At 70.2% G+C, this 13566-nt stretch carries 15 protein-coding genes and 1 pseudogene; 7 read left to right on the top strand and 9 right to left on the bottom strand.

Annotated features, from left to right (window positions below):
• Nucleotides 1-222: 222 nt before the first annotated feature.
• A complete protein-coding gene (locus tag ACIA1L_RS32150; RefSeq protein WP_396076823.1) occupies nt 223-498 on the bottom strand; it encodes a hypothetical protein in 276 nt (91 codons plus the stop codon).
• Between the two features lie 198 nt (nt 499-696).
• The gene (locus tag ACIA1L_RS32155; RefSeq protein ID WP_396076824.1) at nt 697-927 is read right to left on the bottom strand and encodes a hypothetical protein; all 231 of its coding nucleotides are present in this window, start codon (nt 925-927) and stop codon (nt 697-699) included.
• Nucleotides 928-1048: 121 nt separating this feature from the next.
• On the opposite strand from ACIA1L_RS32155, the gene ACIA1L_RS32160 reads away from it, so the two are divergent.
• From ACIA1L_RS32160 to ACIA1L_RS32175, 4 genes are all read left to right on the top strand, one after another.
• Nucleotides 1049-2266, top strand: coding sequence for a multiprotein-bridging factor 1 family protein (locus ACIA1L_RS32160; RefSeq protein WP_396076825.1), 1218 nt, complete (start codon nt 1049-1051; stop codon nt 2264-2266).
• A 92-nt stretch (nt 2267-2358) separates the two neighbouring features.
• A complete protein-coding gene (locus ACIA1L_RS32165; protein WP_396076826.1) occupies nt 2359-3270 on the top strand; it encodes an SPFH domain-containing protein in 912 nt (303 codons plus the stop codon).
• A 4-nt stretch (nt 3271-3274) separates the two neighbouring features.
• The gene (locus ACIA1L_RS32170; RefSeq protein ID WP_396076827.1) at nt 3275-3490 is read left to right on the top strand and encodes a hypothetical protein; all 216 of its coding nucleotides are present in this window, start codon (nt 3275-3277) and stop codon (nt 3488-3490) included.
• A 1-nt stretch (nt 3491) separates the two neighbouring features.
• Nucleotides 3492-4118, top strand: coding sequence for a GPP34 family phosphoprotein (locus ACIA1L_RS32175; RefSeq protein WP_396076828.1), 627 nt, complete (start codon nt 3492-3494; stop codon nt 4116-4118).
• A 38-nt stretch (nt 4119-4156) separates the two neighbouring features.
• On the opposite strand, the gene ACIA1L_RS32180 is transcribed toward ACIA1L_RS32175, so the two are convergent.
• Complete coding sequence (locus ACIA1L_RS32180) at nt 4157-4843, bottom strand: hypothetical protein (protein WP_396076829.1); 687 nt, start codon at nt 4841-4843, stop codon at nt 4157-4159.
• 73 nt (nt 4844-4916) lie between these two features.
• Complete coding sequence (locus ACIA1L_RS32185) at nt 4917-6017, bottom strand: winged helix DNA-binding domain-containing protein (protein ID WP_396076830.1); 1101 nt, start codon at nt 6015-6017, stop codon at nt 4917-4919.
• A gap of 174 nt (nt 6018-6191) precedes the next feature.
• Between ACIA1L_RS32185 and ACIA1L_RS32190 the strand changes: the two genes are divergently transcribed.
• A complete protein-coding gene (locus ACIA1L_RS32190) occupies nt 6192-6743 on the top strand; it encodes a DUF3455 domain-containing protein (RefSeq protein WP_396076831.1) in 552 nt (183 codons plus the stop codon).
• Here the strand turns inward: ACIA1L_RS32190 and ACIA1L_RS32195 are convergent.
• The 3 genes and pseudogenes from ACIA1L_RS32195 to ACIA1L_RS32205 form a co-directional block, all read right to left on the bottom strand.
• Nucleotides 6740-7168 (bottom strand): hypothetical protein, encoded by a 429-nt coding sequence (locus tag ACIA1L_RS32195; protein ID WP_396076832.1) that lies wholly within the window; start codon nt 7166-7168, stop codon nt 6740-6742. The genes ACIA1L_RS32190 and ACIA1L_RS32195 overlap by 4 nt on opposite strands.
• Before the next feature lie 181 nt (nt 7169-7349).
• The gene (locus ACIA1L_RS32200; RefSeq protein ID WP_396076863.1) at nt 7350-7859 is read right to left on the bottom strand and encodes a methyl-accepting chemotaxis protein; all 510 of its coding nucleotides are present in this window, start codon (nt 7857-7859) and stop codon (nt 7350-7352) included.
• A gap of 6 nt (nt 7860-7865) precedes the next feature.
• Nucleotides 7866-9098: pseudogene (locus ACIA1L_RS32205) on the bottom strand (GAF domain-containing protein); the annotation flags it as partial.
• On the opposite strand from ACIA1L_RS32205, the gene ACIA1L_RS32210 reads away from it, so the two are divergent.
• Complete coding sequence (locus ACIA1L_RS32210; RefSeq protein WP_396076833.1) at nt 9073-9420, top strand: VOC family protein; 348 nt, start codon at nt 9073-9075, stop codon at nt 9418-9420. The pseudogene ACIA1L_RS32205 and the gene ACIA1L_RS32210 sit on opposite strands and share 26 nt — an antisense overlap.
• Here the strand turns inward: ACIA1L_RS32210 and ACIA1L_RS32215 are convergent.
• The gene (locus ACIA1L_RS32215) at nt 9410-11896 is read right to left on the bottom strand and encodes an ABC transporter permease (RefSeq protein WP_396076834.1); all 2487 of its coding nucleotides are present in this window, start codon (nt 11894-11896) and stop codon (nt 9410-9412) included. The two genes, ACIA1L_RS32210 and ACIA1L_RS32215, sit on opposite strands and share 11 nt — an antisense overlap.
• Nucleotides 11893-12666: an ABC transporter ATP-binding protein gene (locus ACIA1L_RS32220; RefSeq protein ID WP_396076835.1), complete on the bottom strand. Its 774-nt coding sequence runs from the start codon at nt 12664-12666 to the stop codon at nt 11893-11895. The genes ACIA1L_RS32215 and ACIA1L_RS32220 overlap by 4 nt, the downstream gene beginning before the upstream one ends.
• A 283-nt stretch (nt 12667-12949) precedes the next feature.
• Here ACIA1L_RS32220 and ACIA1L_RS32225 point away from each other — a divergent pair, with 283 nt between their 5' ends.
• Nucleotides 12950-13411, top strand: coding sequence for an acyl-CoA thioesterase (locus ACIA1L_RS32225; protein ID WP_396076836.1), 462 nt, complete (start codon nt 12950-12952; stop codon nt 13409-13411).
• The last annotated feature ends 155 nt before the right edge of the window (nt 13412-13566 follow it).

A 13566-nucleotide genomic window follows, 5' to 3' on the forward strand; every position in this document is an offset into this window, starting at 1 on the left:
GTCTTCGAGATGGCCGAGCGACGCAAAATCTTGTTCTCCCCCACAGTCTGTCCGGCCGCGTTGTCGGCCGGGCATGGGAGAAAGATTCACGGACGCTAGGAGCAGACCAAGGCCCCAACCGGGTGCCGTCCGGTTGCCCTGGTGCCGACCCACGCCAGGTGGCACTTGGATCGGCGACGAACAGGCCCACTTGAGGCCTCATGGTGACCCTGATATCACTAGCTACCGCATCCGGCCATGACGCGGGCGGTGTGCGATCGCTGCCGATTGGAGACCGCTGATCTGGACGAAGACCTCGCGGCGCTCGACAGCCCTTCCCGCGGCGTTGAGCTCGTAGCCGTCGAGCCACACCCACCCTTCGTGGGTGGTCCGGTCGCGGACGCGGATGATCCGAAACAGCAGCGGCTTGGTGAATTGGACCGAGGCAGCCCGCGTCAGCCGCACTATGTCACCGGGACTTGGCAAAGGCGGATGCCGCTTATCGGCGTGCGGCGTCATCCCGACCTCGCTTTGCCGGCGGTAACACGTAGGGGCGTACTAGTAGGCGTTCCTGCCGGTTGGCAGCGGGCTGGTCGTCGGCGGCAGCGCGGTGTGGGTAGTACACGCGGGCGCGCCCACGGACAGTCGGCGGACGCGAGCTGAACATGATCGGGTCGCGGAGACCACCGCTGTAACAGGCCGGCTCGCGGGAGTCAGTCACTGTTTTCTTGCCTTTGCGCGCGGGTCAGTCACCGATCTCGGCGTTTCGCCGGCAGCGGAAACGACTGCCCGGCTATCAGCGATTTCACCAGAGGGGGTGCGGCGGCAGGCGATGCAAGCCAGCTTGTGCCCGCAATACTTGCACCACGAAGTGGTGAGACGCAGCCACCAGCCGATCGCCAGGCCGGTGAGGAAGGAGGCGGCTGCGACGAGCGCGTACGAAATCATCGGCGAAACCTATGTGCTGCGAGGGTGGGGAAGGGGGAGCAATGCTCCCCCTGTTCGGCACTGCTCAGCGCGACGCACAGCGCGTACGGTGGGCAATGTCGTTGCGCGAAAGGTACAGACAATGCGAGGACCCGACGAACTGCCAGCGTTGAGCGCTGGACAGCTGATCCGGTTGTACCGTCAGCGGGCCGGCATGACCCGGGCGGTGCTGGCCGGGCTGGTCGGCAAGTCGGTCGACTGGGTCAAGAGCGTCGAGACCGGACGCATCCTGCCGCCCCGGCTGACGACCCTCGGACAGATTGCCCGAGCGCTTCAGGTGCCGGTGCAATCCCTGATCACTGTGGACGAGCAAGTCGTTCTCCACCCAGGGGCTGCGCACCCCGCCTTGTCGCAGGTCCGCCGAGCGCTCAATCAATGGGCCGCCCCTGATGATCCGGCGCCGTCGCTGGAGCACATCGATGACCGAGTCGCTGCGGCATGGCGGGCTCGGCACGCTGCTCCCGACCATCGCACCGTCATCGGCAGTCTGCTACCTGACCTGATTCGCGACGTCCAACTTGCCTGCCGCACCTACTCAGGACCCGAGCGGCGCCGTGCTCAAGCGCAGCTTGCCGATGTCCTTGGTCTGGCGCAGATGTTTCTGGCTTACCAACCTGCCGCCGATCTGCTGTGGCGGGTTGCTGACCGAGCAATGCTCGCCGCTCAGGAATCCGGCAGCCCGCTGGCCCTCGCCCAAGCGAGTTGGTTCGCCATTGAGGCGCACCGCGACGCGGGGGACTGGGACACCGCCCAAGCCGTTACCCACGAGGTCCTTGCCGCGCTGCGCCCACACCTACCTGATGCCGACAACGAACTGCTTGCGATGAGCGGAGCGTTGCATGCCGCCGCGGCGTTCACCGCCGCACGCTCCGGCCGTTCCGGAAGCGCGTGGCGATCCTGGGACGAGGCAGACCGCATCATGCAGAGGTTGCCCGAGGGCTATTACCAGCGCGCCACCAGCTTTTCCCGGCCCGTGATAATTGCTCACGCGGTCACCCTCGAAGTCGAGCTCCGCAGGGGCGCCAGGGCGGTGCGGCTGGCAACTGCGGCCCATGGCGGCGATGTCATTCCCTCGCGGCCTCGCCGCGCGCGGCATTTGATCGAAGTCGCGCGTGGTCACCACCTCGGCCGGGAGGACGACGCTGTTCTCGGCTTGCTTGTCCAGGCATATCGCACTGCTCCAGAAACGATCCGGTTCAACGGCTATGCCCGCCAGATGGCCTCCGACGTCCTCGCTGGTTCGCCGGCGTTGCGTCGGCAAGCTACCGATCTGGCGCTCAAGATCGGCCTGGCTGGATAACGGGCACCGCTCTGGCGACGTGATGGTGCTGCTTGCGAAAAGTGATATCACATTGCTAGCCTCTAGACATCGCCACGTTGAGGGAGGCTCTCATGTCGGAACACCTCGATCTGCCTGCGCCGCAGGTTCGGGAGCGCATTGCCCGGGGCACCTCGGGTTGGCCGGTCCTCGCCGTCTCCGTTCTGGTGCTGCTGCTCAGTGCTGCCGGGTTCATCGCCGGCCTGCAGCAGGAGGGCGACGCGGCCATTCTCAGCACCGTCGGTGTCAGCGTGCTCTTCGGGTTGGCGGCTCTGGCCGCCCTGGCCGGCCTCACGCCGGTGGCACCCGGCGAGGTTCGCGTCCTCCAGCTGCTCGGGCGCTACACCGGAACGGTCCGCACCGACGGACTGCGCTGGGTCAACCCGCTGACTGCGCGGCGCCGCGTCTCCACCCGAATCCGCAACCACGAAACTGACGTACTGAAGGTCAACGACGCTGACGGCAATCCCATCGAGATCGCCTCGGTCGTCGTCTGGCAGGTCGAAGACACCGCCCGGGCCGTCTTCGAGGTCGACGACTTCATCGAGTTCGTCGCCATCCAGACCGAGACCGCGGTGCGGCACATCGCCAACACCTACTCGTACGACTCCCACGACACCGCGCGGATGTCGTTGCGTGACAACGCCGACGAGATCACCGCCAAACTGTCCGAAGAGATCGGGGTGCGGGTGGCCGCCGCCGGCGTGAAGATCATCGAGTCCCGGCTGACCCGCCTCGCCTACGCACCTGAGATCGCGCACGCCATGCTGCGCCGACAGCAGGCAAACGCCATCGTCGCGGCCCGGGCCCGCATCGTCGAAGGCGCGGTCGGCATGGTGGAGATGGCGCTGCAGCGCCTGGCCGAGCACGAAGTCGTCGACCTCGACGAGGAGCGCAAGGCCGCGATGGTCAGCAACCTGCTGGTGGTGCTGTGCGGCGATCGAGACGCCCAGCCTGTGGTCAACGCGGGCACTCTCTACTCCTAGGCCCATGGCTACCGAACGAAAGAAGCTCCTTCTCCGGCTCGACCCTGCCGTGCACGACGCCCTTGCACGGTGGGCCGGGGACGAGCTGCGCAGCACGAACGCCCAGATCGAGTTCCTGCTGCGGAAAGCGCTCGCCGACGCCAGTCGGCTGCCCGGGGGAGTCGGCCGGATGCGCGGCCCCGGCCGACCCCCTGCCGAACCCGAGTCGGAAGAGGAATGAGATGACTGTGCCCGGCAACCTTCCACAGTGCAGCTACCTCCTGGCCTACCACCCCGACAAAGGACGAGTCGGCTTCAGCACGGAACTAGGTGCGATGCTGCGTGCCGCCGCTCTCGCCGACCTCTACCTCAAGGGCCACCTGGCCGACGAACGCGGCCGCGCCGTCAGCAGCAGCGCGCGCCCGTCCGGTGACCCGGTCCTCGACGGGCTCCTCGAGGAAATCGCCGGAGCCAGGCCCCGCAAGTGGCAGCACTGGATCGGTAAGCGGCAGCGCCCCACCGTCAGCGCGGTCCGCCAGCAACTTGCGGACGGCGGTTGGGCGCGCTGCGAACCGTACAAAATGCTGGGTTTGTTTCCTGCAACGAGGGTGACCATGCGCGACCCGCGGGTTCGCAAGGAACTCGTCAGCCGGGTCAACGGTGCCCTCCGAGGCGCCGCGGGCCGGGTCGATCCCGCCGACGCCGCGCTCGTCACCATCGTCGCCGCGGGGGAACTCAATCTCGTCCTCGACCGCCGGAGCAGGCGCGCCCACAAGCGGCGTATCCAGGAGCTTTCCGAACTCACCGGCCCGATCGGACCCGCCCTGCACAAGTCGATCCAGGCGGCTTCGGCCAGCGCCGCCGGTTGAGACTCTGTCGGGAAAACGCATATACGGGGCCGGCGCGATCAGTCGGGAAAACGTAGATACGGGCCGTTGAGCAGCGGGGCGACGACGCACGCGACGCTCAGGGCCACGGATCCGGCCAGGCTGAGCCAGGCGGCCCAGCGTCCTTGCGCGCGGGCGATCCCGGCCGCGACCAGTGCCAGCCCCCACGGCACTGACCACCAGAGGGCGAACTGGCCCAGCGCGCTGAGACTGCCGTAGCCAAGGGCCCAGCACAGGCCGATGGGGACGGCGGCCACGACGAGGAGCCCGGCCCACACTTCGAGGCTGCGGTAGGCGCGGACCAGCCGCCGTGGGTCGACGAGGAGCAGGAGGGCCATGAGCAGGGCCAGGCCTGCCGCGGCGGCTGCGGCTACGGCGAGCGCCGTGAGGAAGGGGGATTGGAGGTAGGCCTGGTCGTAGCTGGTGCCGCCGGCGCCGGCGAAGTTGAGGATGTCGCGGCGGGCGACCGTTGCCATGCCGGCGACCTGCACTGCGGCTACGGCGGCCACGATGGCGCCGCCGGCGGCCCAGCGGGGGAGGGCTGCCGCGGCGGCGCCGCCGGCTATCACCGCGAGGAGCAGGGGCAGGACCATGATCGGGAGCACCTGGGCGCGGACCCATGGGGCGGCGGCCATGGCGATCGCGGCCGCGGCCGTGCCGCTGAGGGCGATGGCGAGGCCACCTGGCCGGACAGCTCCATTCAGCACCGCATTGCTCCGTCCACCCGATCTTCTCAACGTCACGATCAACGACCGGGCGGGGTGGGCGGCGACGGGCTGTTCAGGCGGGAGATGCTGCCACGCGGACCCGACGGTGTGCGCCGTCGGACAGGAATCCGGCGAGGTGGTGGCCCTCGTCGGCGACGGCGGACCGGTCGGCGCGGGAGAGTGGCCGTAGCGGGGTGACCACCACGACGTCGTCCGTGACGGTCCAGGTCGCGGCGACCCTGCCGTCGACGAGGACGGCGCGTTCGCCGGCGACGGAGATGCCGCGGTGGGCGTCGTCGATGATGCGGCTGCGGTCGTCGTATCCGAGGATCGCGTTGTCGAAGGCGGGCAGGAATCGGATCGGGGCGGGGGTGTCCGGGTCGGGGCGCGGCGCGTCGGGCAGGTCGAGCAGTTCCCGACCTCGCTCGTCGCGGAAGGAAGCCAGCTCGTTCCGCACGGCCGCCACCGCGCCGGGCAGCCCAGCCAGGCCGGACCAGGCGCGCAGGTCGGCGGTCGCCGCAGGACCGAATGCGGCCAGATAACGCCGGATCAATTCCGCGCCGACCGGGTCGGCGTCCGCGGCGAGCGGGGCTACCTCGCTGCCCAACCAGGAGGACAACAGCGCGTTGCGTACGCCCGCAGCCGTCTTCCACAAGCCCCGGGGCGGCAGCTGCACCATCGGGACGAGCGAGCCGACCACCGCCTCGCCCAGTGCCCGGAATCCTGGGGTGGGCCAGCGGGCGGCCAGTGCGCGGCCGACGTCGCCCATCGACCGGGGTTCACCGTCGGCCATCAGTTCCCGGCCGGCTGCCGCGAGCTCGTCGAGGTCGATTCCGGCCAGGTCGCGGCGGTAGACGCCGAGCATCCGCTGGAGCAGCATGGCGTCGTGCCGGGATCGCCAGGCGAGGGCGTCGCGAGCGGTGACCAGGTGGATGGTGCGGCGCATCAGGTGGGTTCGTACCGCCCGTCGGTCGGCGACCAGCCCGGACAGTTCCTCAGGGTCGAACTCGTGCAGGCGCGACCACAACCCCACGTACGGTTCCTGCGGCTCCTGGGCCTGCAGGCCGCACAGGTGCGCGACCGCGTCGAGGGCCGGGATGTCCGCCCGGGTGAGCAGGAGTTGTCGGGCGAGCGTGGCGCGGTTGAGTGCCTGCAGGCTGAGTCGGTGCGACATACCCTGCACTCTGCCCGCAATAGCGGTCAGTTTCCGTCCGCTTGTGGTCCTCCCTTCGGGGCTGTCCGAACGGGCCGGCTCCGCAGCCATTCGGGCAGATCGATGAACCGCCGGCGGCTGCCGCCCGTGTCCATGGTCGACAGACGTCGCATTCCCAGCCGGAGGAACTCGTTCATGCGGACCCCACTGCGCACCGCCCTTGGCGGAGCCGCCGCCCTCGCCGTCGTTGGCGCCGTCACGGCCGTCACCTTCCAAGCCTCCGCCGCCGAGCAGACCCTGCCGCCACGGCCCCGCCCGAGTGCTACGCCCTCGCCGTCGCCGATCACCCCACCCGCGGGGCTGCGGCAGCTCGGCTCGTACCGCGTCGTCAGCGGCACCCAGACCTACACCTGCGCGAAAGGCACGTTCGTGGGCGCTTCGGTGCCGGAGGCGAAACTGGTCGGCACCGGCGGGCGGATCCATCACTTCCAGGGACCGAGCTGGCAGTCCGAGCGGGACGGCTCCCTGGTGACCGCCGTGAAGGTGGGCGAGCAGCGTCGCGACGGCACGATCCCCGAGCTGTTGCTCGAGATCAACAGCCACAGCGGCCCGGCTGACGGCATCCTCGCCAAGGCGACCCACATCCAGCGGCTTGCCACGTCCGGCGGCGTCGCCCCCGCGCGCAAGTGCCGAGACGGTCAGACCGCTTCCGTACGCTACGGAGCCCGCTACGTCTTCTGGGGCTAACGAATCAGCCGGTACCGGAACGGCTTGTAGAGTCCGCGCATCGAGGACACCGTGACCACGCGGCGAACCGTGCCGCGGTAGGTGCTGCTCTGCTCGATGATCCAGGCGCGGGTACGGCGCGCGTCGGCCCAGCCCGCGAACAGCCGGACGTGTTCCTCCGCGCGGTTCGCGGGCGCCGAGTGCAACAGCATGTCGCCGCGCCGCATCCGCGGCCAGGTGACCCGGTAGCTGTAACCCGGCAGCTCCCATGTCACCGGCGCACGGCCCAGGCCCGGCCGCCGCGGATCCAGCGCCCACGCCATTGCCACGAAGCCCGAACAGTCCGGCCGGTAGCGCCGGCCCTTGTTCAGGTCCCAGCGGGCCAGGCTGTTGTTCTGTGAGTACGGGATCTCCCGCCGGAGCCAGTTCAGCGCCCGCACCATCACCCGGGTGCGGCTGATCGGCGCGTCATAGCGGACGACAGCCGCCTGTGCTTGCGCCTGCGTCGGCCCGGGAAAGGCGAACAGGACCGCGGCGGCCAGTGTGGCACTGGCCGCCGCGAGCCTGGTCAGAGCATGTGGCGTACGGATGAATGCAGCTTATGGTCAACGGCCGGGTCCGCGTGGCCTAACCGCCAGCTCCGACGATGTCGCGGGTGACCGCGGCCTGTTCGGTGAGCACGCTGCTGATCATCGCCTGGGTTTCGTTGATCTGACCTACGATGTCGCCGATCGCGCCCAGGGAGTGCACCACGTTGCCGGCGTCGGACTGGATCGCAGCGATCAGCGTCGCGACGTCCTGAGTGGCTCGGGCGGTGCTCTGCGCCAGATCTTTGACCTCGGTGGCGACCACGGCGAAGCCCTTGCCCGCGGCACCCGCCCGCGCGGCCTCGATGGTGGCGTTCAGGGCGAGCAGGTTGGTCTGCTCGGCGATCGACGTGATCACCTTGACCACGTCGCCGATCTTGCCGCTGGACTGCGACAGCCGGCCGACCGCCGTGTTCGCCTCGTCGGTCGCCTCGGTGGCCTTGCCCGCCACGATGGTGGCCTGCACGACGTTGCGCTCGGCCTCCTCGATCGACGTGATCAGCTCGGTGCCCGCCGCGCTGAGCCGCTGGTTGTCCCGGATGCGCTGCACGGCCTGCGCGATGAGGAAGGCGGTGTTCTGCAGCGCGCTCGACCGGCTTTCCGAGATGGTCAGCCGCTCGGTCGCGAAGAAGTCCAGTGTGCCGATGACCTGGCCGTGCACGATCAGCGGCAGGCACACGCCCGACTTGACGCCGACCCGCTGCGCCGCGGGCGCCCGGACGCAGTCGGTGACCGTGCCCAGGTCGGCGACGAAGACCATCTCCCGTTGCCGCCACGTGCGCCCGGCCAGCCCGACACCGGGCGCGAACGTCGACGAGCGGGTGATCCGGCGGAACTCCTCGCCCGCGTCGCCGGACTCCATGCCGAACGTCAGCACGTTGTCCCGCTCGTCGACCGCCCAGAACGAGCCGTACGCCCACCCGAACTCGGCGCGGACGGTGTCCAGGGCGTACCGGATCGCGTCCTGTTCCGAGCTGGTCCGCGACAGCGACCGCAGCACGGTGTTGACCGCCGCGATGTCGGCCGCCGCGTCCGCCTGGTGCTCGGCCGCGCTGATCCGTTCGAGGGCCTGCGACACCAGCAGACCGATGCTGCGCAGGGTTTCGAGCCGCTGCTCCGACGGCTCCAGCGTCGCCGTGGCGAAGAAGTCCATGGTGCCGACGACCTGCCCGTTCTCGATCAGCGGAAAGCAGACGCCGCTGCGGACGCCGACCCGCTGGGCGACGGGCGCCCGCACACAGTCGTGCACCTGACCGATGTCGGCGACGAACACGAGGTCCCGCGCCTTCCATGCCCGGCCGGACAGCCCGACGCCTTCGGCGAAGCTCGCGCTGCGGGTGACGGAGCGGAACTCCGGCCCGGCATCGCCCGACTCGACCGAGAACCGCAGCACCCGCTCCTGCGTGTCGATCCGCCAGTACGAGCCGTACGCCCAGCCGAAACACTCCCGAACGGCGTCGAGCGCAGCCTGCGCCGCGCCGGCCGCGGAGGAGGCGCCCTGCAGTGCGCGGACCACCGTGCTGACCGCGGAGGCGTTCTGCCGGGCCTCGGCGATGACGGTGCTCTCGCCAGCCGCTGGTACCGCTCGCTTGCCGAAGAACCCCATGGCGCCAGCCACCTTTGCTTCCACGCTCAGCCAGGTCTGTCGCCCTGGGTTTTCGGCAGCCGTATGCCGCAGCCAAGCGGGTTGCGCAACTGCTCCGCAGCCACTCCTCCGGTGGTTGCCAACCGGTTGCGGGCGTTCGCGCCGGTATCCTGGCCGGATGACCGTCGAGCTGTTCGCGGGCATCCCGGTCACCGACCGAGCCGCCGCCCTGGCCTTCTACGAGCGTCTGTTCGGCGCCCCGCCCGCCTTCTTCCCGAACGACGACGAAGCGGTCTGGGAGCTCGCCGAACACCGCTACGTATACATCGAGCGCCGCCCCGACCAGGCCGGTCACGCGATGAACACCCTGTTCCTCGACGACCTGGACGCCTTCGCCGCGGCGGCCGCCGAGCGCGGCGTCGAGCCGGCGACCCGCGAGACGTACGACAACGGTGTCCGCAAACTCATCTACCGCGACCCGGACGGCAACGAGTTCGGCGTCGGCGGCGGTCCGCCTACTCCTTGATGCCGATGCTGTGGATCGGGGGGATCCGGAGCAGTCGGGCGACGGGCAGGATCGTCGTGGCGAGGGCCAACACCGTGGTGCCGCCCAGGACCGCCACCCACCCGAGCACCGGCACGTACGGCACCGGATTGCCGGTGAGGGCGTCGACCACGGCGATCAGGGTGCCCGCCGCGATGCTGCCGCCGATGACCAGGGCGACGCCCAACAGGCCGATCTGTTCCGCGTTGACCATGCGTTTGGCCTGCCGGGTGGTGACGCCGACGAGGCGCAGGAGGGACAGTTCGCGGCGCCGGGCGAGGGCGGCCATCACCATGGTGTTGGCGGCGGCCAGCGCGGCGTAGCCGACCATGACGCCGATGAGCAGCTTGTTCAGCCAGGCACTGAGGGCCAGGTCGACGGCGAGTTGTTGGTTGCGGCCAGCCGTGGTGACGACGGCGCTGCCCGGGTAGCGGGCGGCCAGGGCGGTGAGAGCCTCGGGGTCCGCGCCGGGTTTGGTGCGGATGAGGATCTGGTCGTCGAGGCTGGTCGCGGTGTGCCCGGCGAGGACCTGGCGGGGCAGCAGCACGTCGCCGAAGCCTAGGCCGCGCTCGTACACGGCGGCGATGCGCAACGCGACGGGCGTGCCGTCGCCGAGCCAGAACGTCGGCTTGTCGCCGAGCTGCCAACCGGTGGTGCCGGCTTGCAGGCGGGAGACCGCGATGCTGTCGGTGCCGAGGTCGGCGAGTCGACCGGACACGATCCGGGGGTCGAGGGTGCCGGCCGCGCCGTCCGGGTCGATGCCGAGCGCCTCGATCGTGTGGGGCGTGCTGCCCGCCACGACGATGGAGGTGCGCTGGATGCCGGTCGCCGCCTCGACACCCGGGGTGCGCCGAGCCTCGGCGACCGCCTCGGGCGGCACCCCGTGCGGGGAGATCAGCGTGCGGTCGGCGAGCGTGCCTTCCCGGTTCTGGCTGATGGTCTGCCGCAGCATGTTGTCCTGCAGGAACCACACCGAGCCGCCGAAGCCCACCGAGAGCACCAGTGCGGTCAGCACTGTGGTCATGCCCTGGGCGTTCGCCTTCAGGTTCTTGCCGGCGAGGTAGCCGCTGGAGCCCCAGAGCAGCCGCAGCACGGGGGCCAGCACCCAGGCGCTGAGCCGGTTGATCCAGGGCGCGAGCAGCGAGACGGCGGTGACGAACAGGTAGAGCATGCCGATCGCGCTGTTCACCGCGGTGGATCCACCGGTGCCGCCGGCGAAGCCGGCGGCGGTGCAGGCGCCGGCGAACGTCAGGACGCCGAAGATGAACCGGACTTTGCCGCTGCGGGTCGGTTCGATGGCCGTCTCACCGAGCGCTTCGACCGGGCGGATCCGGGCCACCCGGCGGGCGGCGATCAGGCCGGCGAGCACGGCGAGCACCACGATGCTGCCCGCGGCGATCAGTGTGGAGAGTCCGCCGGTGACGATGGCGAAGTCCGCCGGAATGAAGCCACGCTCGATGAACTGATCGCGGGCCCAGCCGGTGGCGAGCAGGCCCGCCGGGACACCGAGGGCCACACTGCACAGACCGAGAAGTCCGGCTTCCGCCACGATGATGCGGCGTACCTGGCCCGGCGTGGCGGCAATGGCCCGCAGCAGCGCGAGGTCGCGACGGCGGTGCCGCACGGAGAGCCCGATCGTGCCCGCCACGACGAAGGCGACGAGCATCGCGACGTACCCGCCGAAGGTGCCGCCGACCGCCACCAGCATCTCCGCGGCCGCGTGCGGATCGCGCAGGGCCTTACCTCGATCGTCGCCGGTGTAAGCGACGGCGTCCGCCGCACCCGGCAGGTCGCGGATCGCATTCGCGAGGTCGTCGACGTCCGATCCGGGTTTGGCGAGCACCCCAATTGCGGTGGCGCGGCCGGGCTTTGCGGCCAGCTCGGCGGCGTGGGCGTCGGTGAAGAAGACGCTCGGCGGGCCTGCGCCTTCGGCGATGCCGGTAACCCGGTAGTCCCGCGGGATTCCGGCGACGACCAGCTGTGTCTGCTGGCCCGGCTGGGTGCTGCCCGCCACGCGAGCGTCAAGGACCACGTCACCCGGCCTGGTCGGCACGGCACCCTTGACCATGGTGTACGGGGTCAGCGTCGCGCTGTTCCAGCCGTGGCCGGTGGCCGGCCCCGCTGCGACGACCGGCACTTGGTAGTCGGCGGCCGCGGCGGCCACCCCGGGGAGGCGGCGGATCTCGTCGGCAAGGACGGCCGGAACAGTGCCGCCTTCGGGCAGGGCGATGGTCTCGCCGGACTCGGTGCCTGTCTGCTCGGCGGTGAACTCGATCTCCGGCCGGGCGACGACCACGTCGGCGGCGGCGTACTGGCCCGGGGCGGGCTGGTGGCGGACGCCGGATTCTAGGAGGGCGCCCATGGCCGTGAGGAGCGCAACGCCGATGGTGAGGGCGAGCAGGGTGGCGAGTGCGCTGCCGAGGCGGCGGCTCGCCAGCTGTGCGGCAAGCCTGATCATGAGCGCACCGCCCGGGCGCGGCCCAGCGAGGCCAGTTCCTCAGCGATGCGGTTGGCGCCCAGCTGCGGCATGTCCCGCACGATGCGACCGTCGGCCAGCACCATGACGCGGTCCGCGTAGGAGGCGGCGACCGGGTCGTGGGTGACCATGATGACCGTCTGTCCCTGGTCGGTGACCACGGCGCGCAGCAGCGCGAGCACCTCGGCGGCGGTTTGCGTGTCCAGGGCGCCGGTCGGCTCGTCACAGAAGATGACCTTCGGCCGCATGGCCAGCGCGCGGGCGATGGCGACCCGCTGCTGCTGGCCGCCGGAGAGGGCGGCAGGCCGGTGCTTCAGTCGCTCACCGAGTCCGACGCGGTCGACCACTTCGGCGATCCACCGCCGGTCGGGCCGCACTTTGGACAGGCGCAGGGGGAGCAGGATGTTCTCCTCGACGGTGAGCGCGCCGATCAGGTTGAACGCCTGGAACACGAAGCCGATTTCCGTACGCCGCAGCTTGGTCAGCGCGGTCTCGGAGAGCTGTGAGAGCTCGGTGGCGCCGACCCACACTCGCCCGGACGTCGGGCGGTCGAGGCCGGCGGCGCTCTGCAGCAGGGTGCTCTTGCCGGATCCGGACGGTCCCATCACCGCGGTGAACGTGCCGCGGGCGAACGCGGCGTCGACACCGCCGAGGGCTGTGACGGGCTGACCGTCCCCGCCGTACACGCGGGTCAGTTGCTCGACCCGGACGGCGATGGCGCCGGAACCGGCGGGATGGTGGGGGACGGGCATGGGTTTCTTCTCCTGACGATGCGGCGAGGACGGACGCCGGTAAGACGAAATGGCGCCGGCAAGAGGTTGTGGGCCGGCACGCGTTGTGACGTCTGTAACGCTAGGCAGGAGAGCTTTCATGATCCATGCTGCCAGCAGGCCGGGTCGCGGTAGGGCTGCCGCTACCGTCGCGCCAGCGAACGACAAGATCGCCATACCCGGTCCGCGCCCCGCAACAGGGGCGTTACAGTGCGGTCTCGTGCCCGCGCGGGGAACGGGTGGGCCCTATGCGAGGAGTGCATTGATGGTGTCCCCTGCTTCGCTCGAGGATGTCGTGAACGCCGACGGCGAAGTCCTGGTGTCGGTCGGTGTGCACTTCGACGACCTGGACTCGCTCGGGATGCTGCACAACTCGCGCTACGCCACGCTCGCCGAGCGGGCCTGGGTGGAGTACTGGCAGCGGCACGGCATCGGGGTGGATGCGGACGGCGGGCTCCTCGAGGACGGCTACAACGTCGTCAAGGAGTTGCTCGTCACCTTCGACCGCTCGATCCACCGGCCCGGCCGGTACGCCGCGGCGCTGTCGCTGGAGAAGATCGGCCGGTCCAGCCTCACCTACCGGTTCCGGATCTGCTCGGCCGAGGGCGACGTCACCTACGCCCACGGCAAGCGCACGATCATCCGGGTCGACCAGCACACCCTGCGCCCCACGGAGTGGACTGCGGCGGCCCGCGACCTGGTGAGCCGCCTGCAGCCGGCTGCCTAGGCAGGGGCCTCGCAGGCGGGCCGCGCATCGACCCTCGGCGGTGTTACGGTTTGCCGCGCCGGAAGATCAAATTCGGCGGCGCCGGCCGATCTGGGAACCGGCTCATCTCACGGGGGAGAGAAACGCGTGTCGAATGCTGTCCGCCGCCTTCGGGC

It is taken from the genome of Actinoplanes sp. NPDC051859, from assembly GCF_044452725.1.
Classification (GTDB): domain Bacteria; phylum Actinomycetota; class Actinomycetes; order Mycobacteriales; family Micromonosporaceae; genus Actinoplanes.